The following is a 26,088-nucleotide window of genomic DNA, read 5'->3' as shown; positions in this document are numbered from 1 at the left end:
CAAATATAGTTTTCTTAAAAGTAATAAAGCACTGATATAAAATATTTTATCAACTCTATTTTTCTATCTACTTTATTATCCGTAACTTAATATATAATTTCAAAAACAACACAATCATGAAATACGTAAAAGAATTTTCAGCCTTAGATTTTGACAATGACATACTAGTTGTTGACTTTAAAGACCACCAAATAGAGAATCCTATTGTACAGGTATCTGAGATTATAGATGAATTTGTCTACCAAGTAAAACCTTGCAAGATATTTATCTCTAAAGCTCATAATATAGATATAGCGACTGATGTTCCATTTAGAGGAAGAGTGGTTATACGATAATTAGAGTGTTATTTATACTTCTATAAAGCAAGGAGGCCTATCGAGAGAAGGTCTCCTTATTTTATTAGATATATCCTACTTTCTCCATACAATCCTTCATTATAGATCCTTCGGATACAGTCTGAATCTCGTTCGCAAAGCAACCTCTAATCCCTAGTAAACACAGGTTATTTCCGAATAGCTTCCGAACAAAATCACATCAAAAAAATACAATAAATTAAATCACAATTACTTACAATCAAAAAGACACTCCATATTAAATCAAAAAGACCATACCCGATCAATATCTCCAGATAGAGGCAGAATAAGGCAATATGAGTAGTGAAATAACACAGTATTCATAACATAAAAAGAGATAAATACGCTTGATATTGTTTATTTTTACTCTTTTAAACTTATGCTATGATTTCTAAATACTCCCTTTGTTTTCAACCTGATGAAGCTACACTCGAACTAGTAAAGCAAATGAAGCTACAGCTAGCCGATGAGATAGGATGGTATAACAGTAAGAATTCCTTAGCACATATCACTATTTCTAAGTTTAAAACTGACCTGAATGGTATCAAAAAAATAGCCGAATTAGTCAGAACACAATGTAGTACATTCACTCCTGTACAAGTACTATTTAACGACTATGGTCAATATCCTAACGGAGCGTTCTTCTTAGCAGTAGACGAGTTCTCTAAGCCTATTCTTCAAGAATATGCAAAAAAGGTAATGCGCAAAGTCGTTTTGCCCGAAATCTATAAGAGTAACGAACCTCATATGTCTATCGCGCGCAAGCTAGACCCTGAGCGATTAGAGCGTGCATTAGTTTATTTTCAGAAACCTGCTATCTCTTGTCTGTGTAATCATATCGCCTTACGCCAGTTTAATCCTGACAGAAGACAATACGATATCATCGCTACCTTCCCTTTCTTAGGCTTGCCGTCTAATGAACCAGAGCAGTTGTCGTTGTTTTAAAGCTATTCCTGTTAAAAGCAAATGAGCTCATCGTTTTTATTTTATTTTCCCTATTTTTGGAATTAATCACAAACCTAAAACATGGAAAATAACAACAATACATTGACTTGGGATGAGTTTTCTAAAGTAGAAATGAGAGTAGGTACTATCGTTGAAGCAGAAGTATTCGCTGAAGTGAGAAACCCTGCTTATAAATTAGTAGTGGACTTCGGAGAAGAAATCGGAAAGAGAAAATCTTCTGCTCAGATTACTAAACTATATACGCCTGAAGAGCTGATCGGTAAACAAGTAGTAGCTGTAGTAAACTTCCCTCCTAAACAGATAGCTACTCTAATGAGTGAATGCCTAGTAATGGGAGCTGTAGAAGGAAAAGAGGTTACGTTAATGACTATGGATAAGCCTACTAAAAATGGCTTAAGAATAGGGTGATTTAGTTAACGGTTGACCGTTTACAGTTTACAGTATTTGCATACAATACATTGATGGCAAATAGTTGACAGTTTATGGTTAACGATTAGCAGTTGACAGTATTTGCCTACAGTACATTGATGAGAAATAGTTGACAGTTTATGGTTAACGATTAGCTGTTGACAGTGTTTGCCTATGATATATCATATATTGAATATGGGCAGTTGGCGGTTTTTCAGAGATATCAATGTTTTGCATCCCTCAGTCCTATAACAATAAAAAAATTACGGTTTACAGTCTGTGAACTGTAAACCGTAAACTATTAACTAAATCCCTAATTTCTTTAAAAAGGCTTCTTCTGCTTGATTAAAAGCGTACATAGCTGAGTGAGTAGAGGTAAAGTTATCCGTCAGCTTTGATCTAAAAGCGCTATACTGTGTCTTACCATCTTCTTTAAAAAAATCAACTATAGCCGTATATTCTCCTGTATCTATATTATGTAGAATACGTGCTTGATAGTTACTCGTCTTATCTTTTCTACCGAGTTCTCTATACTTCTGATCATTATACATATATACATTAAAGAAGTAATCACTTACATATCCACCATCTATACGCTCTGAGGCCATCCCATTACTCCCTATTAACTCTATAAATAGTCTATTAAAGCGCTCTGCTACAGTATCACTGAAGTCTTTATAGACAGAGAATACACTCTCTTTTAGTAACGTTTTGCCCATGCGCATCGCTTCTATGATGTCATCGTCATCCGGAAAGTATTCACCCCAAGTATGCTCTTCTTTTATCTCGTCTATAAACACATCTCGTGTACGGTGTGTAGTCGGATATATATTAAGCATAAAGAAGGGTAGTCCGTCTTCGCCCTTTACTTGATCTAGAGCATGTACAGAGTTGTCTGAAATAATACTAGTAATTCGAATCTTATTAATATAACATGGCATATCTATAGAGACAATACATCTCACATCTAAAGTTCCCTTCACATGCAGTTCACCATGGTTATACTTAGCATATACTACCTCACCATAGACACTACCTCCTATATAATGTGTGTTCCCACAGAAATAAGCGTTCTTCACAACCAAATCTCCCATCACAATCAACATCGGAGAAAAGTCTAGTTCCTGACAAAACAAAGAATCTGTTACCTTTAGATCGCCTAAGAATATATATCCCTGTATGTCTATCTCATAGTCTTCTATGAAGTTAAGCACTTCTAGTTCTTCTAGTTCTGCATCATTATCCACTACTAAGAAGAAAGAGTTCTCATCACTTAAGTCGTACACTAAATTATCTAGTGTAAATAACTCTTCGTTCTGATCATTTACTCCTTTTAGCCCTTTAAGTAGATCTAGTCCAGTGCGTATACTGACTACGCGATACATAATCCCATTGTAGAATATGGAGTCTATCTCTGGCTCTTGATTAATAGCCTCTATGCTAAACATCTGTGCGTGCTCCACCATATTAGCAATCTTGTCATCGAACTCAAAAAAGTGATTAACAGAATACAATAGATCACATACACTACTAAACCAATCTACTGCTCTACTCTTATGCATCTCATCTTTAGGAGTAAGCAATGATAACTGATCATTATAAGCATTGTGCTCTTGGTAGAATACAAGTACATCACTTACATCCATCCCTACTCTGCGTATAAAGTAGTGATACATCTCTGCATCCTTTTCTCCTTCCCCATTAATATAATCTCGAGAGATAACGATACGAGTATTGAACTCATCTTCTTGAAAATATATAGCAAACTGATTACTCGTTTCCTTATCCTTACCTATCACATCAAAAGCTTCTAAGAAATCTTCTACATTCTCATCATCTCTTAATAAAAGCCATCTATTATAATATAAACTCTGTACAATAGATAAGCTGAATATATTCCTTACTGCCTCTACAGATAGGTCTCTATCCTTATCCTCGATGCTAAACATTTCTCTTAATGTCATACTACTTCTATTGTGTTTTCTTATTTATCTACTATTAAGGTTACTGGTGTATTAATGTGTACAAGGCAAAAGTACCTAACCAGTGACTACCCATATAATCGTCTCCTGTAATATTGCCAAACGAATTATTAAAGTGTTGAACTGACAACGCATTCAGATTAGGCGCTAACTCTGGTAATGCCTTCCCTATTTCTTTAAAACAAGTAGCTCTACTAAAGTTCAATCCATCTAAATGTACTAAATGTCCGTCTGATCGATCAGATACCTTAGCTACTTCTATGGTAAAGTTCTGATCAAATAACTGTGGTAAGAATGCCTTAGTCCAAGTGCGATACTCATCTTGATTCATTACTTGACTCATCAGACGAGCTTCCTCTAAACATGGTGATAAAAAGTCATGTCCACTAGGTTCGAAGGCAATATTACACCCCTTATCCTCACCATACAGGCGTTTAGCATTCGTTACTATTAATTGCTCAAATGCTTTATTACCCATCTGACGTGCATAATCTAGTGATAGTGATAGCCCGAAAGCAGTATTGTCATGTGTACCTGTGCGTATTGGGTATAATAGCTTAGGTAAGTACTCCGCATAACGCTCTTCCATAATCTTCGCTAATGGCTCTATCGTCTTCGCCCAGCGTTGCGCATCAGCATCTTGCCATTGGGTTAAAGCTCCATGAAGCTGAAACAACCATGCCCAACCATACGTACGTTCAAAGTTCTTATTATTAGGGTCATGGAAAAAAGCTAACTCCACTGCTACATTCTCATCTGTAATCAGATTATTTAGTCTAGTGCGTATCTGTCCATCTGCGTCTAACTCCGGAAACTTCTGTAATAAAGTAACAATAGACCAAAAGCCGTGTACTGAAGAATGCCAGTCAAAACATCCATAAAATATAGGACGCAATGCCTTAGGATTCTTTAGGTCATCATTACTGCCTAGTGTTTGTCCCAGTCGATTAGGATATTCTAATTCTATACAATGTAAAGGCAACTCTATAATCTTCTTCGCCTCAGCTACTGTAAGTGTTAATGCTGGTTGGTCTTCTGTATTGATTGGATTATTTGATGACTGTTGTTTCTCTGTACACGAAAACAACAATACACTCGCAAATAACAAACTTCCTATTTTTCTCATATTACTCTATTCTTTATTCCTCTAAAATAGTAAAATACTCCTATTTATAGGTGTTCTTTAAAAAAAGAAAACAAAAAGTCTTTGTTCGCATGGATGAAGCCTTATTTTTGTAGATAACATAAAAAACAAATAAACTACTATGACTAAAAAAATTTTGACTCGCTCACTAGTTTTTTCGCTTCTGGCATTAACCTTTGCTTGTAGCTCTGACGATAATAATCAAAATGAAGATGGTTTTAGAATCATCCCGCCTTCTGCACCTACTCCTCTGATACAACCTAGTGGTTTCTATATCGCTAATGAAGACTGGTTTGGAACAGATAAGGGAAGTGTGAATTTCTTAGACTATGGTTTAAATAGAAAATATAGAATATATAGAGAGGCTAATAATGGTAATACTTTAGGAGCAACAACTACAATGGGGGTAGCGTTCGGTGAGAATTATTACATTATCTCTAAACAAGAAAATAAATTAGTAATCACAGATAAGGACTTTAAGGAAGTAAAAACTATAAAAGAGATACCTGGTGCTCAGGCGAACTCTTTCGTAGGAATTTCAGATCATAAAGCATACATCGCTACGACTAACGGAATCGTTATTCTAAATACCAATGACAAGGTGGTTAGTGGTAATGTAGCAGGTGTTACCTCAATGACAGGTAATATGGTCTATGTAGATGGTAAAGTATATGCGGTAGTACAAGGTAAAGGCTTAACAATCATCAATACGGATACAGATACTATAATCGATACAAAGGCAGGTGGATATACACAAGTAACTCTAGACAAAAACGGTATCGTATGGGCAGGTAAAGGCAGTGAAATAGAACGTATCAACCCTAAAGACACACAAGACATTAAAACTTATAATATTGCAGTTGCTCCAATCCAAGGTAAATGGGGTGCATGGAATCCTGGTTCTATGTCTCCAAGTATGAAAGAAGATGCTATCTATTGGATAGCAAATGACGGGGCTTGGAACGGTGGAAACAAGGTAGCTAAATTCGATACCAAAACAGGCGAGTTAAACAGTGAATTCTATGAACTAGGTCAAGATGATATGGGGAATAATCTAGAGTTCTATGCTGCTGGACTTAGAGTAGATCCTATCAAAGATGATTTAGTATTATTAATAAAAAGACCAGGATGGGGGAGTAATGGAAGTTATAACTGGACTAGAATAGTATCTAATACAGGTGCTCTAAAAGGTCAAGCCTTCATGGAAGGTGGAAATCAAGAATCTTCTTCTTATAATGACGTTAATGGTTATTTTTGGTTCCCTTCTGTACCTTTCTTCCAAGATAATAATGCTCCTGAAATCTTAGTGAACCAAATAGTATTAAAACCAAACAAAGAATTCAGAGTAGCGCTTAAAGATATCGTAGTAGATCAAGATAGCCCATATAACTTAATCGAAAAGTCTGTAAAGAACTTAGAAAATGAGTTTGGTTATGCTACTATAGAAGGAGATGAATTAGTCATCAAAACAAATGAAAAAACAGGAAAAACATCAATGAATATGAAGGTTAGTTCTAATGGAAAGAAACTTCAAAAAGATGTTGAAATCTGGGTAAGAAACTAAATATTACTTAAGCATAAATAAACTAGAGGTCGCTGTATAGCGACCTCTTTCATTATACATAAACACCTAATATTCAAACGACAAACATTTTTAAAATAGTTATCCATATAATCTCTTTTTTTGTACTTTTGGTTAAAATTTAAGCTATGAAAACAAGAACAATGCTTACTACATTATCACTATTTTTAGTGGTATTATTGAGTAGTTGTAACAATAAGGATATTACTTCTTCTAAAGCTCTTGATACTATAGAAGCTCACTTAGAAGACAAACCTGAATTTGAGAGTACAACAATTCAACTAGGAACTAAGAAATTTAGAAAGAAAAAAGACAGCCTTCAGATCAATCAATACAAAATATTGGAAAAAGAAGGTTATATAGAATTTGAGAATGAGTCTGCTAAGAAAAAATGGTTGTCTAAAGACTCTATCTGGAATGTAACGGTAAAGCTAGCTGAGAAAGCACACCCTTATGTAATCAATCAAAAAAGTGATAAGATAACTGTCAAAACAATAGAATATACATTAGATAAAAGCAATAATCTACAACTGAATAACAGAAGTAAGAAATCTGCTACTGCCTCTGTCATGCTATCTAAACAGTATACTCCTTTTATCGTTTTCTCTAAAGATAAAAACCCGAATACCAAGTTTATTACTAAGAAGTACAAACTTCGCTATAGTGAAGAAAACGGATGGTCTATTAACTAGAAATAATGGGAAAGAATATTACTATTTTAGTATTTATACAGCTTAGTCTAGCGATAATATCTGCTGTACTTATCTCTAAGATGTCTTTCTTAGGAAGAGTAGGTATTTCGCTAATGTATAAACAGTACACTGTATTTAAGACGCCTTGGAAGACTGCATTAATTATATTTGGTATTCAGGTAGCGCTAATTATTATCTTAGCTCTATTTAAGTATTTCTCTTCAAGACCGATTGCTAATATCGTTACAGTAGTTTTACTTATCATAGGAGTTATAGGCGCTTACTATACGTATATCGACTTTACTAGAACTTCGCACAAGCATATGAAGTTTTACTTCCATCTAGGAGGTTATATGTTTTGGTTTAACTGCATCTTCAGTTGTCTATTCTTCTTTTGTTTAAAAGGTAAAAGAAAAGCTTTACCTTTATCAACAGCTGAATTAGATCAATCTGACATTCAACCCAAAATAGATTAGATTATATAAAAACAACAATACTACTCACACCATGAATAAACACATTATACTAATGGCTGCTATGGCAATCATGACTGTAGGCTGCAAAGAAAACAAAGCCACTACTCCTGCCGAATCAACATCAATAAAGTCTTCTACTACGAAAACAAATGATGACAATGGTACAATGGCTATACCTATGCACGGTACTGGAGAGAATAGTTCTTCTGCTACTAATGGAAGTTTCAAAATGGATGAGAGTATGAAAAAAAATATTCAAGAACAGAAAGCTCAGGAGTAAAAAGCTTTCTTCATTTGATAAATTAGTAAGGCCTTAGAATTATTTGACTAGTTCTAAGGTCTTTTTAATTTAAATTCAACAATAGATAACCTATCGCGAATTAAGCTCAAAAATAAATAGTCGTAATCCGTTACTATTGTTTATTTTTGCATTCTTATTAAATTCGTTTGATATTAACAGTAATTGATATATGATACAAGAACCTAAAAGATATACTATTACAGCAGCATTGCCTTATACGAATGGACCTATCCATATCGGGCACTTAGCTGGTGTATATGTACCTGCTGATATTTATGCAAGATTCTTGCGTTTGCAAGGAAAGGACGTAGCGTTTATATGTGGAAGTGATGAGCACGGAGTAGCTATTTCTATGAAAGCTAAAAAAGAGGGAATTACTCCTCAACAAGTAATTGATAAATACAATGGTATTATCAAGCAATCTTTTATGGATTTCGGTATCTCTTTAGACAATTACTCTCGTACTTCATCTTCTATTCACCACCAAACAGCTTCTGAATTCTTCAAGAAGTTATACAACGAAGGTAAATTCATAGAAGAAGTTACAGAACAATTATACGATGAGAAAGCTGATCAGTTCTTAGCTGACCGCTTTGTGACTGGTACTTGTCCTAAATGTGGTAATGAAGAGGCTTATGGAGATCAATGTGAAAAATGTGGTACTTCATTAAATGCAACAGATTTAATCAATCCTAAGTCTACTATCACTGGGACTAAACCAATCTTAAAGTCAACTAAACACTGGTTTTTACCATTAGACCAATACGATACATTCTTACGTGAGTGGATCCTAGAAGGTCATAAAAATGACTGGAAACCTAATGTATACGGACAAGTTAAGTCTTGGCTAGAGGATGGGTTAAAGCCTCGTGCTGTAACGCGTGACTTAGACTGGGGTATCCCTGTACCTGTAGAAGGTGCTGAAGGGAAAGTTCTTTATGTATGGTTTGATGCTCCTATCGGATACATCTCATCTACTAAAGAATGGGCTCAGAGAGAAGGTAAAGACTGGGAACCATACTGGAAGTCTGATGATACGAAGTTAGTACACTTCATCGGTAAGGATAATATTGTATTCCACTGTGTAATATTCCCTGCGATGTTGAAAGCAGAAGGAAGCTATATCTTACCTGATAACGTACCTGCTAATGAGTTCTTGAACTTAGAAGGAAACAAACTATCTACGTCTAAAAACTGGGCAGTATGGTTACACGAGTACTTAGAAGATTTCCCTGGAAAACAAGATGTATTGCGTTATGCCTTGACTTCTAACGCTCCTGAGACAAAAGACAACGACTTTACTTGGAAAGACTTCCAAGCTAGAAATAACAATGAATTAGTAGCTATCTTCGGTAACTTTATTAACCGTGTGGTAGTATTGACTAATAAATATTACGAAGGTGTAGTGCCTCAACCTAATGAATTCTCTGATGTTGATATCGCTACATTAACTGAGTTAAGAGCTTATCCTAGTGTAATCGAAAGTTCAGTAGAACGCTATAGATTCAGAGAAGCATTGTCAGAGATGATGAATGTAGCTCGTCTAGGTAATAAATACTTAGCTGATGAGGAACCTTGGAAACTAATCAAGGAGAACCCTGAAAGAGTAAAAACACAGATGTATGTAGCCTTACAAATAGCTGCTGCGTTAAGTACTTTAGCTGAACCATTCTTACCATTCACTGCTAACAAACTGAAATCTATTCTAAAAATAGATACTCCTATCCAATGGAGTACTATCGCAGAAGACAAAGTATTATTACCTACAGGACACACTATCGGACAAGCTGAGCTATTATTCGCTAAGATAGAAGATGAAGAGGTGCAAAAACAATTGGATCGCCTAGAAGCTTCTAAAAAAGCAAATGCCGCTGCTGCAAAAGTAGTAGAGCCACAAAAAGACACTGCTACTTATGAAGACTTCGCTAAGTTAGACTTACGTGTAGGGACTATCGTAGAAGCTGAGAAAATGCCAAAAGCAAATAAGCTATTGGTATTAAAAGTAGATACTGGTATGGATGTGCGTACTATCGTATCAGGTATTGCTGAACACTTCAAACCTGAGGATATCATCGGTAAGAGAGTGACTGTATTAGCGAACCTGGCTCCTCGTGCGCTAAGAGGGGTGGAGAGTCAAGGTATGATCCTAATGACTGAAGACCAAGATGGTAAGTTAGTATTCGTGAATCCAGACGACCAAAATGTAAAAAACGGAGCTACGATTAATTAATCAGAGCTTTTACAATAACAAAAAGGCAGACTTTTAAAGGTCTGCCTTTTTATTTATTTTGAATTTCCTGTCTATTAATATTCACTCTCTTTATCTAATAGAGCTATCTCTTCTACTGATAACTTTATCTCTGTAGAACGGATCAAACTTTTTAACTGAGAGCTCGATGTAGCACTAACGATAGGAGTACTAATAGAAGGTTTGTGTACTTGCCATGCTATAGCAATCTCTGCAATAGTGGCATTGTGTTGTTTTGCTAATATCTCTAGTTGATCTATAATACGCATTCCCCTCTCATTAATATACCCTTTCACCATATCCTTTCTAGAACTACCTTCTATATCATCTAAGTTTCTATACTTTCCACTTAAGAAACCACTTGCTAATGCAAAATAGCTCATTACAGCAAGTTTCTCTTCTTCTACTAAAGGCAAGTATTCATGCTCATACTTCTCTCTATCATAAAGGTTATAAAGGGGCTGTATAGCGATATACTCTGCCCATCCCTTTTCTCGTGCAATAGCATTACTTGAATCAATGCGTTCAACCTCGAGATTAGACGCTCCTAAATATCTTACTTTACCAGCCTTAACTAAACTATTAAAAGTCTCCATCGTTTCTTCTTGTGAAGTCTCTAAGTCATCATAGTGAGAGAAGTATAAATCAATATAATCTGTATTCAATCTCTTCAATGAAGCGTCCACACATCCTTCAATGTACGCTTTCTTAAGTCCTTTTGTTCCATCTCCCATAGTACCACCTACCTTAGTAGAAAGAACGATATCGTGACGCTTCTTACTCTCTTTAAACCACTTTCCTATTATTGCTTCAGATTCACCACCTACATTACCTGGCGCCCAATGAGAATAGTTATTAGCTGTATCTATAAAAGTTAGTCCATTGTCATATAACTCATCTAACATCTTAAATGATTCTTTCTCATCTAAAGTCCATCCAAACACATTACCTCCGAAAGACAAAGCTGGAACATATAACTCCGACTTTCCAAATTTATATTTTGCCATAATTTCAAATTTCTATTACAACCCTAAATTTAAGCAATAAAAAAAGGAGACCATAAATGATCTCCTTTTTTGTATATATTTTGTGATAACTTATTAGAAGTTATAACGTAATGTAAAGTTCCAAGTTCTACCTGCACCTAACATAACTTCATTTCTCTCACTAACACCTTTCCAAGTAGCTTCTCCAGGGATAGCCTCATAATTAGTTCTAGCTGAAGAAATATAAGTTGTATCAAATACGTTATTTACGTTAAGACGCATAGTAACTGAATTTGTTTTCTCTTTTCCAACAGGTAATCTGTAAGAAAGACCCGCATCAAATAAATTGAAAGCTGGAAGTTTCATTGAACCATTTTTACCAGCTTTATCTGCTGTATCAATTGCCAATGATCCATAAAAGTTATCATTATATCTATAGTTAGCATCTACTTTAAGACCTTTAACAATTTCATAATTAGCCCCTAAGTTAATAATAAATTGAGGAGCTCCTCCTACTTTTGCTCCATCTATATACAACGTCTTCGTTTGAAATCCTGAAGCAGGATTTCCTGGTTCAACATAAATAGGCTCATTATTATCTTCATTATAGAACGAACCTGTTACATTTGAAGCATATTTCCAATCACCCCATGAGAATGACCCAGTAATATTTAACTTGTCAATTGGATTATATAAGAAATCCATTTCAACTCCAGTATGAATTTGCTCTACCCCAACTAAAGTAGCATAACCATTAATCTGAACAGGTTTACCATTTGATCCTATTTCACCACTGTCAAATCTACCTGTTGCTCTAGTTACTCTATCTTTCCAAGAAGTTCTGTATACGTTAACATTTGCTCTAACTTTTTCACTTCTGAAACCATAACCAGCTTCTAAACCAAATACTTTTTCATTAGTAAGATCAGGATTAAGTTTATTAGTGTTGTTTAAATAAACTCCATTATTCATAAATGGTTGACGTGAAAAATAACCAGCGTTAACAAAAACATTATGATTCTCGTTAATATTATAGTTAGCTCCCCCTTTAATACTACCTCCTAAGATACTTTCCCAAGATGTTTTTTGGTCTCCTGATTCTGCTTTATAATTAAAGTAATCAACTCTTTGCATCCATTGATTAGAAATAGCTCCTTGAACGAATACCGAAAGATTATCTTTTGAATATTCAACTTGTCCAAATCCTCCTAACCATTTAACATTACCATCATTGTGATATCCAACTTTCTCTCTACCATTCCAATCAACCCAAGGGTTCATAGTAGCTTTAGCGGCATACGTTTGATTTACAATATATGGTTTCTCAAAGTTCTTATTATTACTAACTTGGAATCCATCTGCCCCCATTAAATTATCCAATAATTGATAGTGATATCCTTTATAAATACGAGCATCTAAACCAAAATCAACATTCCAGTTCTGATTTATCTTAGCATTCATATTCATTACAGTTCCATACCAGTCATGTGAATTAATACTAGATCTTCTAGCCCATCCACCATCACCAGCATTTTTATAATTTGTATCTACATAATAGTTACCATCTGCGTTAGCGATATTACTTGAATTGTTCCAGTCAGCAATTTTTTCTCCTCTATTCCATGCAGCAATATCATCGAAACGCATATGTCCATTAATATCTCTTACTTCTGTACCAAAGTCTCTGTAACCATTAGGTCCTCCTCCAATTGTTCCAGTTCCTCCTCCACGTCCCCAAGAAGCATAAACTACAGCTCCAAAAGTCCATGTTTCATTAATATTGAAATCATAGTTTACTGACATAACTGGTTTATTATAATAGTTAGATCTAAAGTTAAATCTATCTCCATTATAAAATCCTGTATCTGGATTATACCTTTTGTTTAACTCACCATTATTAAACTTCTTAATGTTCGCAATTGACATTGAAGTACTACGTTGATCGTGATCTTGTTTTGCTCCAGTAAATGTAAACTGTACATTATGGCGGCTATCTTTAGATTTATACCCTAAACCTAAATAGTAGTTCACCCCTTCGAACCCTGTTCCTTCAACATAACCATTACCTCTAGTATAACCTAATAAGATAGATGCAGAAAGTCCATTTTCTAAAACACCTGTATTATAAGATGCTAATCCCTTAAAGTAATCATTATTACCAACACCTGCAGAAATAGATCCGCCTTCTCTAGCATCAGAAGTACGAGTTAAAACATTAATAGTTCCTCCTACTGAAGAAATAGCAATTTTAGATGATCCTAATCCACGTTGAACCTGCATAGCTGAAGTAACATCTGCTAAACCAGCCCAGTTAGACCAATACACAGCGCCACCTTCCATATCATTAACAGGCATACCATTAATTAATACAGCAACGTTTCTTTGATCAAATCCACGAATATTAATATTAGAATCTCCATAACCTCCACCTCCTTTAGAAGCATACACAGATGGAGTTGTGTTTAAAATTTCAGGAAACTCTTGAGAACCAAGTTTCTCTTGAATTTCAGCAGCTTTAATTGTAGAAACAGCCACTGGAGTTTTACGATCTTTTGCTACGTCTGCAACACCCATAATAACGATGTCATCTAACATATTTTGATCAGCAGCAAGTACTACAGACCCAAGATCTACTTTCTTATCAGCGCCAACTTTGAAAGCTACAGTCTTAGACTGATATCCAATAAAAGAGATAACAACTTCTCCTTTATCCTCAGAAACATTCAGTTCGAACTTACCATCCATGTCAGATGATGCGCCGTTCAGAGTTCCTTTTACTATGATTGCCGCTCCAGGTAATCCCGATTGGAATTCACCATCTATAACAACACCAGTAATTTTGTTTTGTGAAAGTGCAGATACTGAGGTAAATACCATTACCATCATCAGCATCCAGTTCTTCAAGTTTTTCATTTTGTAAGTGTAAGTGATAAAATTATTTTCGCAACAAATGTACAAAAACATCTATACTCAATGTTACCAAAACATTAAAATTAACGTTTTATCACTATTTAGACTTATTCTACAACTCTATTTTTCACAAAATAACGCAATAAAAAAGCAGTTGAACTATCATGTTCACATATATTTTTAGATTTAATTTCATTTTGTATATTCTTTGCCAAAATCTTTCCGTACTCTACACCGAACTGATCGAAGCTATAAATATTCCAAATTACCCCTTGAACAAACGTCTTATGTTCATATAGTGCGATTAACTCACCTAAACTTTTAGGGGTTAATTTGTCAATTAAAATTGTATTTGATGGTTTATTACCACAAAACTCTCTAAAGTTACTTAAAAAAGGTCCTCCATCACTTTCATACTCTTCCCCTATCTTTCCGTTTAGCAAAGCTTCGCTTTGACCAAAGAAGTTAGACATCAATATATCATGATTAGTGCTCTCCTTGAAATGAGGGTTTACAAAACCAATAAAGTCAATAGGAATTACCTTAGTTCCTTGGTGAAATAACTGAAAGAAAGCATGCTGAGCAGAAACTCCTACTTCTCCCCATATTAGTGTACCTGTTTGATAATTGACTGGTGCTCCACTTCTATCCTTATTTTTACCGTTACTCTCCATAATCATCTGCTGTAAGTGAGCAGGTAACTTACCAAGTAACTGACTATAAGGAACGACAGCTTCTGTCTCATATCCATAGAAGTTATTATACCACACACTTAGAAGAGCCATTACCACAGGTAAGTTATCTTTAAAATCAGCTTCTTTAAAGTGTGTATCCATAGCATACGCTCCTTCTAGAAGTTCTTCAAAGTGATCATATCCCACAGCCAAAGCAATAGAAATTCCAACAGCACTCCACAGAGAAAATCGTCCTCCAACAAAATCCCACATAGGATAAATGTTCTCTCGTTTTACTCCAAAGCTCATCGCCTCTTCTATCGCTACAGAAACACCTACATAATGAGCACTCAAATCAATAGTTCCAAGATGACCTTCTAACCAAGATTTAATCTTCTTTGCATTCTCTATTGTCTCTTGAGTAGTAAATGTCTTAGAAACAATAAGAACTAAAGTAGTCTCAGGATTAAGTTTATTTAATACTGATTGTAAATAATCATCATCAACATTAGAAATATAATGCATTCCTAATTCAGTACGATAGTTAGCTAATGCATGTACTACCATTTTAGGACCTAAGTCTGACCCCCCTATACCTACATTAATAACATCGGTAAATTTCTTACCTGAATGAGAAGTATAAGAACCATTTAATACCTTAGCAGTAAATTCTTTAATTCGTTTGCGAGTATCTTGTATCTCTGTTAGAACGTTCTCTCCATGAACAAGAACAGAAGAATTAGGAGACAAATCTCTTAAGGCCGTATGCAATACAGCTCTTTTCTCAGTTGCATTAATAATATCTCCTTTATACATTGCTTGAATTGCTTCTTTTAGATTCAATTCATTAGCAAGCTCTAACAATATATTTATTGTTTCCTCTGTAATCTTATTTTTTGAATAATCTAGCAAGAAATCTTCCCACTGAATATTCATTTTATTAGCTCTTTCAGGATCCTCAGCAAACAATTTTTGCATCTGAACAAACTCCATTTGACCGTAATGCTCCCTAAGCTTCTTCCAAGCTAAAGTTCCAGAAGGATTTATACTCTCTAACATCTCTACAACTAACTAACTTTTATTCTCCTTTAAATTTTTCGTTTAATGCTTTATCTAATTCAGCTTTAAGTGGTGTAATATACTCTTTGAATGCTGGCAAATCTCTCTTTTCCATTGGCACAGAGTTAGGTAAAGATTGACTCAATGGATCTACCTGTACCCCGTTTTTCCAAAAACGGTAACATACGTGTGGTCCAGTCGCTAGACCTGTACTTCCTACAAGTCCTATTGTCTGTCCTTGATCTACTCTCTGTCCTACTTTTACAAGTATTTTAGACATATGTAAATATTGAGTAGAATATGTACCATTGTGTTTTACTTTTACAAAGTTACCATTTCCTGCTGTATATCCAGCTCTTTCTACTACACCAGATGCAGTAGTCATGATTGGCGTTCCTGTAGGAGCTGCATAATCTGTTCCATTATGAGACTTCCATTTCTTCTGTACAGGGTGAAAACGATTTTTTGAATATTTTGAAGTAATTCTAAAGAACTTCAAAGGAGCCTTTAAGAACATACTCTTCATTGGTCGTCCCTCTTCATCAAAATATTCAGTAGCTTTAGAATCTTGTCTTTTATAAGGAAAAGAATACAAATCCTTCCCACGATATCTAAAGTAAGCAGCATCTATCTTAGACACTCCTAAATAAATAGTATCATTAATATACTTTTCCTCTATTGTAAAAGCAAATCTGTCTTCTGGTTGTAATTTAAAGAAGTCAATAGACCATGCAAAGATCTGTGACATTTTAGTCGCTAGAGATTGATCTACACCTTCTTTACTTAAACTTAATGAAAGCGATCCTTCTATTTCTGAAGCAACTGTTCTACGCTTAATAGTTACTGGATAAGTAATTGTGTAAGCACTAATCGAGTCACGCAAATCGATAACCTGATATCCAGATATATTAGGATGATAGATAAATGCAGCTAACTTCTCTTGATCCTTTCTATACTTAACCAAAGCATAAGGTTGACCAACGCGAATATTACGTACATTGAATGTATCTTTTACTTGCGTAACTATATTATGAACTTCAGTAGAACCAATATTATTATTCCCGAAGATCTTCCCAATATTATCTCCACTTCGAATAGTATCTTCTACTAAAACGTAATCTTTTAAATCAAAACCATATAATTCTCCTACAATCTCTTCTACATGCTCTTTTTCTGGTTGGGCTTCTATAGTAACCTCTTCCGTTTTTTTACATGAGATAAGTGCTGTAGCGATTAGTACACTATAAATAAATTGCTTCAAAACTCTAAAATATCTTTATTTTCAACTTCTTCTCCTTTACTATTTCCCCCAATTCGCTTTTTCTTCCTCACTCCATAACTCTGGAAAGAATATGCGCTTCTGATATTGTGGCAACATATACTTTTTCCAATCACTTCCTCCAGTAGCTTCTTTTGTTTCTCCTGGATGACTTTCAAGATACTTAAGTGCAGCTTCATAATGCCCCATTACCCATACAACATTAACTGTTTTATCAAAATGGCGCATCGCTTCTATCAACCCCTTATCTGATTTGGCTTCTAGGGGTAATTTCACAAATTTCTGCCATAAATTTGTTTTTTCATAATCTTTCATGGCTTTAACAAAAGTTTCACAATATCTGTTTTCAAACTCTTTCAATAGATATGACTTCTCTCCTGTCTTATAGTCTTTACCTGCTGCCTGCCAATACATATATTCTAACGCCTCTTTTTCAGAAATATTTTGTGGTAAATCATTTACAAATCTCTTATCGATTAAATTAATCCAATCTGTACAACCAAACTCAATTAATCGATACTGACTACTCTGAAATCCACTTGCAGGAGCTAAAGTATTCCTAAATTTCAAATACTGTTCTACCTCCATTCCATCTTTCATAATCGTAAACGAAGACGTAAGCATATCAAAATAACGACTTATTCTAGCTAGCCGTTCTTTAAAGAACTCTACTGTTAGGCTCTCATCATTACACTCACTTACCTGATTCAGCTCCCACAATATCATTTTAAATAATAGCTCATTCACTTGATGATACATAATAAACACCATCTCATCGGGCAAGACGGTTCTCTGAGTCTGGAGATTTAGCAATGCATCAGTTTGGATATAATCCCAATACGTAATAGGTTTAGCATACAACATGCCTTCTATTTGAGTTTCTGCCTTAATTCCTAAATCATTAAAGCGATCCACTACCTCAGAGAATTTTTTATCGATCATACTTTTATTAACTAATTATTTTACGAACTCTAGCTTCGTCACTAAATTCTTATACTCCTCTAAATCAGCTTTTAGAGAACCTACTGCAAGGCTGGCTTTGATACGTACTGGCACTTTATTAGCATCAGCACTTACCCAAACTGTCAAACTTTCCTTCTCTTTAAACACACGGCCTGCCATCACATAAGGACGAAACTTTAAAGTTTTCAATTTACCAAAATTTGTCTTTAAAACTTCCTCTCCTAGATATTTTAATTTAAATTTAAATATTTCTCCATCGAAGAACATATCTATCTCTACAGACTCACCTACTTTAAGATCATTTAACCCAGGATATTTACGCAAATAGTAAAAGGAAGATACGATATCTTGCACGCTTTTAGTAACTGTATATTGCTTCTCTGTCTTCTTCTCATAATCCTTTACAGTGACTTTCATATTCTTGTAGTTAAACCACCCTTCCTGGTCCTTTGTATAGCCACCTTCATCTATTTTTCGAATAAAACGATGAGGAATTACCTCTTTCTTTTCAAAATAACTCTCGTAGTTATCATATACTTTAAAAAACATCTTAGGCACACCTGTAGTATAACCAATTCCTTTAGCATGGTAAACAGGGACGCCATTCTGGACAGTATCTGTCAAACGCAAAGTAGCTATACCAGCATTTAATAACCCATAACTAATTCTAAATTTCAGGAATTCACCTTTATCAAAAGCCTTCACAGAAGATTGTGAGTACAGAATACTTGTGGTAAACACACACACAAGTAATATTAGAAGATTCTTTTTCATATTGGTTGTTTTTTATTCAAAAATAGCAAACAAAAAAACCCAGCCAAAGAAATGACTGAGTTTTTATGCTATTAACCAACCAAAAAACTATAAATTATGAAAAATTTATTACACTCAAATAAAGCTTATGACGACCTTATTTTTGCGAGTGCAAATGTATAGCTTTTTACGGACTATTACCACCCTAATTGGTTTTTAACTTTTATTTAACCAAACAAGTCTCCAAAAGACCTGTTTTAATATTTAATTAACTGAATCTTAAAGTGTTCCTCTTTTCTCTTGTTCACGCTCTATTGACTCAAATAAGGCTTTAAAGTTACCTGCACCAAATCCTCTTGCTCCCATTCTCTGAATAATTTCGAAGAATAAAGTCGGTCTATCCTCTACAGGCTTCGTAAATATCTGTAATAAATATCCTTCTTCATCGGCGTCAATCATGATACCGAGCTTCTGAAGTTCTTTAATATCCTCCTTCATCATATCCATATGTACCCCTAGTCGAGCAGGTATCATATCATAATATGCTTGTGGTGGAGCAGATAAAAACTCAACTCCTCTATCTTTCATCGCAGCTACAGTCTTAATGATATCATCGGTAGCTACAGCGATATGTTGTACTCCAGGACCATTATAGAAGTCTAAATACTCTTCTACTTGTGATCTTTTCGCACCTTCTGCAGGCTCATTAATAGGGAATTTAATACGCCCATTGCCATTAGACATTACCTTACTCATTAAGGCAGAATACTCCGTATTGATTTGTTTATCATCGAAAGATAAGAAGTTTACGAATCCCATCACATCCTCATACCACTTTACCCAAGTATTCATCTCATTCCATCCCACATTACCTACCATGTGATCTACGTATTTTAATCCAACCGGAGTAGGGTTATAATCACTCTCCCATTTTTTAAATCCTGGTAAGAATGTACCTGTATAATTCTTGCGTTCTACGAACATATGTACCGTCTCACCATACGTATAGATACCTGCACGCACTACTTCACCGAACTCATCTTTCTCTACAGTAGGTGCCATAAATGACTTTGCACCACGACTAGTTGTTTCTTCATACGCTTTGCGAGCATCTTCCACCCATAATGCCACCACTTTTACACCATCACCATGTTGTACGATATGGTTATTTAATTCTGACTCTGCCGTTAAAGGTGTAGTCAATACTATTCTGATTTTATCCTGTACCAACACGTAAGACGCTCTATCTCTTACTCCTGTCTCTAATCCGGCATACGCCAAAGATTGAAAACCAAAAGCTGTTTTATAAAAATGAGCCGCCTGCTTAGCATTTCCTACAATAAATTCTACGTAATCTGTTCCTAATAGAGGCAAGAAATCTTGCGCTCCTTCAAATATTTTTTCTAAGCCAAATTCAACTGACTTTACTTCTTTACTCATAATATATAGTTTTTAGGTTGTTGTTTGATTCTTATTTCTCAGGTTCTAACCACGATTGGTAATATTGTTCATCTGCTATCTTCATCGCCTCTTCAGTTACCATAAGAGGTTTAAAAGTATCTACCATCACTGCCAATTCTTGTGTTTCAGTCTTACCTATCGAACGCTCTGCTGCACCAGGATGTGGTCCATGAGGTATACCTGCAGGATGCAGAGAGATATGCCCTGGAGCGATATCATTACGACTCATAAAGTCTCCATCTACATAATACAACACCTCATCACTATCAATATTACTGTGGTTATAAGGCGCTGGAATAGAATCTGGATGATAGTCATATAGACGTGGTACAAAAGAACACACTACGAATGCATCTGTCTCAAATGTCTGATGCACTGGTGGTGGTTGGTGAATCCTCCCAGTTATCGGTTCGAAGTCATGAATAGAGAATGCATATGGATAATTATACCCATCATATCCCACAACATCAAAAGGATGTGTAGCATAGACCATCTCAAATATCTCATCTTGCTTTCTTACTTTAATAAGAAAATCTCCTGTCTCATTAAAAGTTTCTAATACATCCGGGCGCCTGATATCACGCTCACAGAATGGAGAGTGCTCTAATAACTGTCCAAACCAATTGCGATAGCGCTTAGGAGTATAGATAGGACGTCTAGACTCTACGATAAATAGTCTATTATCTTCCGTATCAAAATCGATCTGATAAATAATTCCTCGAGGTATCAGCAGGTAGTCACCATACTTAAAAGTAAGGTTACCTAACATCGTACGCAATGTACCTGTCCCCTTATGAATAAAAATTAATTCATCAGAATCCGTGTTTTTATAAAAGTAATCTCTTAATGATTGTTTAGGTGCCGCTAATACAATGGTACAGTCACTATTGGTCAAAACTGCTTTTCGGCTTTCTAAATAATCATTCTCAGGAGCTACCTGAAAACCACGTAAACGATAAGATTGAATGTGATTAGACTTTGCTATTTTAGGCGCAATACTATACTGTCCTAAAATCTTCTTTACCTGAGTAGGTCGGTGCTCGTGATACATATTGGTATACATACCATCGAAGCCAATTGTACCAAACAATTGCTCATAATATAAGTCCCCATTTTCCTTTCGGAATACGGTGTGACGTTTAGGGGGAATACTCCCTAAGTGATGATATAAAGGCATAATTACTTAATATTTTTGGTTGGTGATTCAGATTCCTGATTAAACATAAAAGAATAGACAACGTCAAGCATACAAGGCAATGCATCTAAAGATATCTTGTGAAGTCAACCTCAACAGAGCTGCCAGGTCAAAATGTATAGAAAGGTGTAGCTATAAAAGTCATAATAAGCTACTACACTACATACACTAGGGTACATTACAACATTTGGCTAATGTTTAATTAGGAATAATATAAAAAGTAAAAGTACTCATTCAGGCTTGCGCTTGATGAGAAACTTTAAATAAGCCAATAAACCGTCCCATTGTGTTTTCATAATAACACAAATATCGAAATAAAAATGAATTATACAATTTTTTGTCCAAATATATTTTACATATCAACAACAAAATACAAATTATATACACATATCAACAAACAACGTCTTCACATTCTGAGACAATAAAAAAACGGGTATAGTAAAACTATTCGTTTTACTATACCCGTTTTTAATCTAATCTTACTCACCTAGAACCAGAATCCTACTGAGAATATAGTATAAGTACTACCTGTCTCTGGAGAATACGTAAACTTAGCCTCTATAGGTCCTATCATACTCTGCATTCCATATCCTACTGCATACCCAGAATACTTCGCCTTAGTGAACCAGTCTGAACTTGAAAAAATCTTCTCTCCTGCATTCGCATAATTAGCAGTAAAATTAATATGGTGCTTCTTGAATATTTCATAATCAAAAGTAATACCTCCCATAATGAAAGAATCTCCTCCGATACCTAATAATTCATATCCGAAGAAAGGAATAACGTTATCTCGATCTGCAAATCCATATCCCCCTAAAGCATATCCAAATCCAAGACTTGGAGTAGTTCCTATCACAGTTCCTAACCTTGATTTGATATCTACTGCTAACTTATCTGTGATACGCGTAGCATATCCTATTTGTCCAGTTAGTGTCGAAAAGTTATCAAATTCATGTGGAACATAATTCTCATGTTCTGTTGAATAAAAATAGTTTTTATACTCTCCCTTAAATAAGAATCCTTTGCGTGGAAAATACTTATTGTCATAAGTATCCATCGTTACATTCGCAAACCCACCTAAATAGTGATTCCTATCAAACTTTGAGTTAGGTAAATTTAAAGTCTTACTTCTAATATCTAAGAATCTGTGTTCAAAACCTATATTCAACAAATACTTCTGCTGATAAAAAGTCTGGAAATATAACTTATTTTCTAAATCTGCATAATCTACCCCAAACATAGCAGGCGCATTCTCTATATTCATCTCTCCTCCACTAGTCCCAACTAACATGGTATAAGGCAGATCTCGACTAAACTGATTATATTTAGAAGAAACTCCTACACTCCAGTAGAATCCATTATCGACAAAATAATTGAAGTTATAACGAACATTATCTCCTAATGCTAAATCTAATGAAGCAACATCACTTTTCGTAAAAAGATTCTTCTGAGTAACATTCACTAAAGCTGCTGCTTTATATAATCCATCATAGTGTACACCGAGTTTTAGATAACGATTAACAGGATTCTCCACTAATTCCATTTTCATCTTATCCTTATCTCCATCTTCTTCAAACTTGTAGGTCATACTACTAAAGTTCTCAGTACCATTTAGCTGTGTGATACCATTTGCTAGTTGATCAAAAGAAATCTTACTATTAGGTTTAAACCCTAATTTACCATGTATATATCTACGAGTATACTTGTTTAACCCTTTAATATCAATACTAGTAATTGCTATTGAATCTGACTCTTTCGGAACATAATGATCTTTCACTACGTTCTTATCTCCTCCTAATAATTTTAAGTCTACAATAACCTTATTCGCCGCATTAACTCCTCTCTCAATAATAGGTTCTCCCTTATCAAATGACACCACAGTATAACCAACAATATCAGGCTTAATGTACACATCTGTTTTAGGAAGTTTATTCTTCATCTGATTAATCGTAGAGTAATTCGATATCTGTAATAACAAATCTGGAGCTCCTTCTATTTCTTCTATTGTTTTAAGGTCGTCTTGTACATCAACACCTATTACAATATCAGCCCCCATTTCTCGTAACTGATCGATAGGATAGTTATTCACAACTCCTCCATCTATTAAGTATTTTCCATCTATCTTCACTGGAGCAAATAATGAAGGGAACGCTCCACTAGCTAAAATAACCTGTGGTAAATATCCCTCTTTTAAAACAACTCCTTCTCCTGTCTCTAAATCAGTTGCAATACATAAAAACGGAATCTGTAACTCACTAAAATCTCTAACATGACGAACGTGAGCTAATAGCTTATTCATCAGGTTATAGTTATACATCCCTCTAGACAACGCTTTTGGAAATCCTATTCTAAACTTATCAAAGGGTAAAGTCAACGCATAAATCTCATCATTCTTTTTTTCATAAAACGATTTAGAGATACGAGGAATATAATCCTTTATCAAGGCCGATACATCAATACTATTAAAAATAGAGTCTAACTCTTTTGCAGTATATCCAGAAGCATATAATCCTCCTACGATGGCTCCCATACTAGTACCAGCGATATAATCTACTTTTACTCCCTCTTCTTCAAGTACCTTTAGCACTCCGATATGAGCTAATCCTTTAGCACCACCTCCACTCAGTACTAAACCTACTTTTGGCCTATCTTTCTCTCCCTCTGAAGCATAACTATTTGATGCTAAAAGGATAGAGCAAAATACTAGTAATATTATTCTATGCATCACTATGTTAATTTTTCCTCTAATTTACTTGAAAAAAATCAAATACAAGCTTCCCTTTTGACTTTCCTATTACTTTTTCTAAGTCTTCTAAGCTAGCTTCTTTGATTCTCTTTGTTGATTTAAAATGATTCATCAGTGTTGTTTTAGTTTTCTCCCCTACACCACTGATTCCATCGAGCTCACTTGTTATTGCGTTCTTACTGCGTTGGTTTCTATGAAATGTCAAACCAAATCGGTGTGCTTCATCTCTAAGATGTATGATCACCTTCATCGTCTCAGATCGCTTATCTAAATACAGAGGAACACTATCTCCTGGATAGAAGATTTCTTCTAATCGCTCTGCTAAACTGATAATAGCCACCTTTCCTCTGATGCCTAATCGCTCAAGACAATTAACCGCAACACCTAACTGTCCCTTACCTCCATCTATCACGATAAGATCAGGTAATGGTTGTCCTTCCTCTATCACGCGCTTATAACGTCTATACACGATCTCCTCCATCGTATCATAGTCATTAGGCCCATCTACAGTCTTCACATTGAAGTGGCGATAGTCTTTCTTACTAGGTTTTCCGTCTTTAAAGACAACACAAGCAGACACAGGATTAGTCCCTTGTATATTCGAGTTATCAAAACACTCTATATGACGTGGCTCTACATGCATACGCAAGTCCTTCTTCATCTGTGTCATGATACGGTTCACATGACGCTCAGGATCCACTATCTTAATCTGTTTAAGCTGATCTATTCTATAATACTTAGCATTGCGCTCTGATAAGTCTAGTAATTTCTTCTTGTCCCCAAGCTTAGGTACAGTCACATGTATCCCTTCTTGTACCTCAACATCGAAAGGAACGATAATCTCTTTTGAATTCAAGTGAAAGCGCTCTCTTAATTCCGTAATCGCAAGCTCTAATAACTCTTCATCTGTCTCGTCTAATTTCTTCTTCAACTCCATCGTATGCGAACGAATGATCGCACCATAAGACACTTGTAAGAAATTCACATAAGCAGCTCCTTCATCCGAGATGATAGAGAACACATCTACATTGCTAATCTTAGAGCTAACAATAGTAGACTTAGACTGATAATTCTCTAACAGATCTATTTTATCCTTGACCTTTTGTGCTTCCTCAAACTCCATATTAGAAGCCAACTCCATCATATAATCCTTAAACTCCTTTAAACTCTCTTTAAAATTCCCTTTCAAGATATCTCGGATAGCTCTGATCTTATTGTCGTATTGCTTATCACTCTCGCGCTCTTCACATGGCCCACCACAGTTACCGATATGATACTCTAAGCATACCTTATACTTCCCACTGCGCACATTACTAGTCGTCAAATCTAGATTACACGTACGCAACGGATACAATTCTTTAATCAAATCAATCAGCGTATGTACAGTCTTGATACTCGTATAAGGCCCGAAGTACTCTGATCCATCCTTCACCATACGACGTGTAGTAAACACTCTCGGAAAGGGTTCTTTCTTAATACATATCCACGGATAACTCTTATCGTCCTTTAGCAATACATTATAACGTGGCTGTAACTGCTTGATCAAGTTATTTTCTAGCAGTAATGCATCTGTCTCAGTAGGCACAACGATATGCTTTATCGTCACAATCTTCTTCACCAACACATTGGTCTTGGCGTTATCATGTATTTTATTAAAGTACGAACTAACCCGTTTCTTTAAGTTTTTAGCCTTACCTACATACAGTATCTTATCATCCTTATCATAGTATTGATATACTCCTGGCTGATCTGGTAATGTCTGTATCTGTACTGCTAAAGAAGGTGAAACCTGCATAAGTAAATATTATACTCACAAAAATACTAAAACTATTTCCTTTGCTAAAAAAACTGTTCAGTTTATACAAGACGCTACGCTTAATTAGGAGTTAATAATCAGTGCCTACGGCATA

At 35.1% G+C, this 26,088-nt stretch carries 20 protein-coding genes; 8 read left to right on the top strand and 12 right to left on the bottom strand.

The genetic code is table 11. The features are described from left to right. Positions 1-116: 116 nt before the first annotated feature. The 3 genes from AABL87_RS02870 (at position 117) to AABL87_RS02860 (ending at position 1,727) form a co-directional block, all read left to right on the top strand. Positions 117-335 (top strand): hypothetical protein, encoded by a 219-nt coding sequence (locus AABL87_RS02870; protein ID WP_006257734.1) that lies wholly within the window; start codon positions 117-119, stop codon positions 333-335. Positions 336-737: 402 nt separating this feature from the next. Continuing rightward, positions 738-1,298: a 2'-5' RNA ligase family protein gene (locus tag AABL87_RS02865; RefSeq protein WP_016650004.1), complete on the top strand. Its 561-nt coding sequence runs from the start codon at positions 738-740 to the stop codon at positions 1,296-1,298. Positions 1,299-1,379: 81 nt separating this feature from the next. Then, a complete protein-coding gene (locus AABL87_RS02860; RefSeq protein WP_006257736.1) occupies positions 1,380-1,727 on the top strand; it encodes a tRNA-binding protein in 348 nt (115 codons plus the stop codon). 305 nt (positions 1,728-2,032) lie between these two features. Here the strand turns inward: AABL87_RS02860 and AABL87_RS02855 are convergent, their stop codons facing one another. Both AABL87_RS02855 and AABL87_RS02850 read right to left on the bottom strand, forming a co-directional pair. Further along, a complete protein-coding gene (locus AABL87_RS02855; protein ID WP_071307097.1) occupies positions 2,033-3,691 on the bottom strand; it encodes a hypothetical protein in 1,659 nt (552 codons plus the stop codon). Between the two features lie 40 nt (positions 3,692-3,731). After that, positions 3,732-4,835, bottom strand: coding sequence for a DUF2891 domain-containing protein (locus AABL87_RS02850; protein WP_071307096.1), 1,104 nt, complete (start codon positions 4,833-4,835; stop codon positions 3,732-3,734). 139 nt (positions 4,836-4,974) lie between these two features. Between AABL87_RS02850 and AABL87_RS02845 the strand changes: the two genes are divergently transcribed. The 5 genes from AABL87_RS02845 to metG all read left to right on the top strand — a co-directional run bounded on the left by AABL87_RS02845 (position 4,975) and on the right by metG (position 10,134). Next, positions 4,975-6,417: a DUF5074 domain-containing protein gene (locus tag AABL87_RS02845; RefSeq protein ID WP_071307095.1), complete on the top strand. Its 1,443-nt coding sequence runs from the start codon at positions 4,975-4,977 to the stop codon at positions 6,415-6,417. A gap of 146 nt (positions 6,418-6,563) precedes the next feature. Then, on the top strand, positions 6,564-7,127 hold the full coding sequence (locus AABL87_RS02840) for a hypothetical protein (RefSeq protein WP_071307094.1): 564 nt from the start codon (positions 6,564-6,566) through the stop codon (positions 7,125-7,127). A gap of 5 nt (positions 7,128-7,132) precedes the next feature. After that, entirely contained in the window at positions 7,133-7,603 is a 471-nt protein-coding gene (locus AABL87_RS02835) for a cytochrome d ubiquinol oxidase subunit II (RefSeq protein WP_071307093.1), read from the top strand. A gap of 31 nt (positions 7,604-7,634) precedes the next feature. Then, complete coding sequence (locus AABL87_RS02830) at positions 7,635-7,883, top strand: hypothetical protein (protein ID WP_006257743.1); 249 nt, start codon at positions 7,635-7,637, stop codon at positions 7,881-7,883. 190 nt (positions 7,884-8,073) lie between these two features. Continuing rightward, entirely contained in the window at positions 8,074-10,134 is a 2,061-nt protein-coding gene (gene metG, locus AABL87_RS02825; RefSeq protein WP_071307092.1) for a methionine--tRNA ligase, read from the top strand. 74 nt (positions 10,135-10,208) lie between these two features. Here the strand turns inward: metG and AABL87_RS02820 are convergent, their stop codons facing one another. The 10 genes from AABL87_RS02820 to uvrC all read right to left on the bottom strand — a co-directional run bounded on the left by AABL87_RS02820 (position 10,209) and on the right by uvrC (position 25,973). Then, on the bottom strand, positions 10,209-11,159 hold the full coding sequence (locus AABL87_RS02820; protein WP_071307091.1) for an aldo/keto reductase: 951 nt from the start codon (positions 11,157-11,159) through the stop codon (positions 10,209-10,211). A gap of 93 nt (positions 11,160-11,252) precedes the next feature. After that, positions 11,253-14,102, bottom strand: coding sequence for a TonB-dependent receptor (locus tag AABL87_RS02815; RefSeq protein WP_016649998.1), 2,850 nt, complete (start codon positions 14,100-14,102; stop codon positions 11,253-11,255). 53 nt (positions 14,103-14,155) lie between these two features. After that, positions 14,156-15,781, bottom strand: a complete 1,626-nt coding sequence (pgi, locus tag AABL87_RS02810) for a glucose-6-phosphate isomerase (RefSeq protein WP_071307090.1) — start codon at positions 15,779-15,781, stop codon at positions 14,156-14,158. Positions 15,782-15,800: 19 nt separating this feature from the next. Then, entirely contained in the window at positions 15,801-17,042 is a 1,242-nt protein-coding gene (locus tag AABL87_RS02805; RefSeq protein ID WP_341276920.1) for a M23 family metallopeptidase, read from the bottom strand. 39 nt (positions 17,043-17,081) lie between these two features. Then, positions 17,082-18,002, bottom strand: coding sequence for a tryptophan 2,3-dioxygenase family protein (locus tag AABL87_RS02800; protein WP_006262562.1), 921 nt, complete (start codon positions 18,000-18,002; stop codon positions 17,082-17,084). A 15-nt stretch (positions 18,003-18,017) separates the two neighbouring features. Then, a complete protein-coding gene (locus tag AABL87_RS02795; RefSeq protein WP_006257752.1) occupies positions 18,018-18,797 on the bottom strand; it encodes a DUF3108 domain-containing protein in 780 nt (259 codons plus the stop codon). Positions 18,798-19,055: 258 nt separating this feature from the next. Then, on the bottom strand, positions 19,056-20,216 hold the full coding sequence (gene hppD / locus AABL87_RS02790; protein ID WP_006266112.1) for a 4-hydroxyphenylpyruvate dioxygenase: 1,161 nt from the start codon (positions 20,214-20,216) through the stop codon (positions 19,056-19,058). A gap of 31 nt (positions 20,217-20,247) precedes the next feature. After that, the gene (locus AABL87_RS02785) at positions 20,248-21,414 is read right to left on the bottom strand and encodes a homogentisate 1,2-dioxygenase (protein ID WP_006266111.1); all 1,167 of its coding nucleotides are present in this window, start codon (positions 21,412-21,414) and stop codon (positions 20,248-20,250) included. A 505-nt stretch (positions 21,415-21,919) separates the two neighbouring features. Beyond that, on the bottom strand, positions 21,920-24,157 hold the full coding sequence (locus AABL87_RS02780; RefSeq protein ID WP_071307088.1) for a patatin-like phospholipase family protein: 2,238 nt from the start codon (positions 24,155-24,157) through the stop codon (positions 21,920-21,922). 19 nt (positions 24,158-24,176) lie between these two features. Beyond that, positions 24,177-25,973 (bottom strand): excinuclease ABC subunit UvrC, encoded by a 1,797-nt coding sequence (uvrC, locus tag AABL87_RS02775; RefSeq protein WP_071307087.1) that lies wholly within the window; start codon positions 25,971-25,973, stop codon positions 24,177-24,179. Positions 25,974-26,088 lie beyond the last annotated feature (115 nt).

This window comes from Myroides sp. C4067 (assembly GCF_038039665.1).
Taxonomy (GTDB): Bacteria; Bacteroidota; Bacteroidia; order Flavobacteriales; family Flavobacteriaceae; genus Flavobacterium; species Flavobacterium odoratimimum.
The sequence above is the reverse complement of the archived record's forward strand: the minus strand, read 5'-3'. Positions and strand labels throughout refer to the sequence as shown.

Bases quoted from the DNA above. Each gene is read 5' to 3' on its own strand.
- AABL87_RS02870 (WP_006257734.1), top strand. From the start codon at position 117: ATGAAATACGTAAAAGAATTTTCAGCCTTAGATTTTGACAATGACATA.
- AABL87_RS02865 (WP_016650004.1), top strand. From the start codon at position 738: ATGATTTCTAAATACTCCCTTTGTTTTCAACCTGATGAAGCTACACTC.
- AABL87_RS02860 (WP_006257736.1), top strand. From the start codon at position 1,380: ATGGAAAATAACAACAATACATTGACTTGGGATGAGTTTTCTAAAGTA.
- AABL87_RS02855 (WP_071307097.1), bottom strand. From the start codon at position 3,691: ATGACATTAAGAGAAATGTTTAGCATCGAGGATAAGGATAGAGACCTA.
- AABL87_RS02850 (WP_071307096.1), bottom strand. From the start codon at position 4,835: ATGAGAAAAATAGGAAGTTTGTTATTTGCGAGTGTATTGTTGTTTTCG.
- AABL87_RS02845 (WP_071307095.1), top strand. From the start codon at position 4,975: ATGACTAAAAAAATTTTGACTCGCTCACTAGTTTTTTCGCTTCTGGCA.
- AABL87_RS02840 (WP_071307094.1), top strand. From the start codon at position 6,564: ATGAAAACAAGAACAATGCTTACTACATTATCACTATTTTTAGTGGTA.
- AABL87_RS02835 (WP_071307093.1), top strand. From the start codon at position 7,133: ATGGGAAAGAATATTACTATTTTAGTATTTATACAGCTTAGTCTAGCG.
- AABL87_RS02830 (WP_006257743.1), top strand. From the start codon at position 7,635: ATGAATAAACACATTATACTAATGGCTGCTATGGCAATCATGACTGTA.
- metG (WP_071307092.1), top strand. From the start codon at position 8,074: ATGATACAAGAACCTAAAAGATATACTATTACAGCAGCATTGCCTTAT.
- AABL87_RS02820 (WP_071307091.1), bottom strand. From the start codon at position 11,159: ATGGCAAAATATAAATTTGGAAAGTCGGAGTTATATGTTCCAGCTTTG.
- AABL87_RS02815 (WP_016649998.1), bottom strand. From the start codon at position 14,102: ATGTTTTTGTACATTTGTTGCGAAAATAATTTTATCACTTACACTTAC.
- pgi (WP_071307090.1), bottom strand. From the start codon at position 15,781: ATGTTAGAGAGTATAAATCCTTCTGGAACTTTAGCTTGGAAGAAGCTT.
- AABL87_RS02800 (WP_006262562.1), bottom strand. From the start codon at position 18,002: ATGATCGATAAAAAATTCTCTGAGGTAGTGGATCGCTTTAATGATTTA.
- AABL87_RS02795 (WP_006257752.1), bottom strand. From the start codon at position 18,797: ATGAAAAAGAATCTTCTAATATTACTTGTGTGTGTGTTTACCACAAGT.
- hppD (WP_006266112.1), bottom strand. From the start codon at position 20,216: ATGAGTAAAGAAGTAAAGTCAGTTGAATTTGGCTTAGAAAAAATATTT.
- AABL87_RS02785 (WP_006266111.1), bottom strand. From the start codon at position 21,414: ATGCCTTTATATCATCACTTAGGGAGTATTCCCCCTAAACGTCACACC.
- AABL87_RS02780 (WP_071307088.1), bottom strand. From the start codon at position 24,157: ATGCATAGAATAATATTACTAGTATTTTGCTCTATCCTTTTAGCATCA.
- uvrC (WP_071307087.1), bottom strand. From the start codon at position 25,973: ATGCAGGTTTCACCTTCTTTAGCAGTACAGATACAGACATTACCAGAT.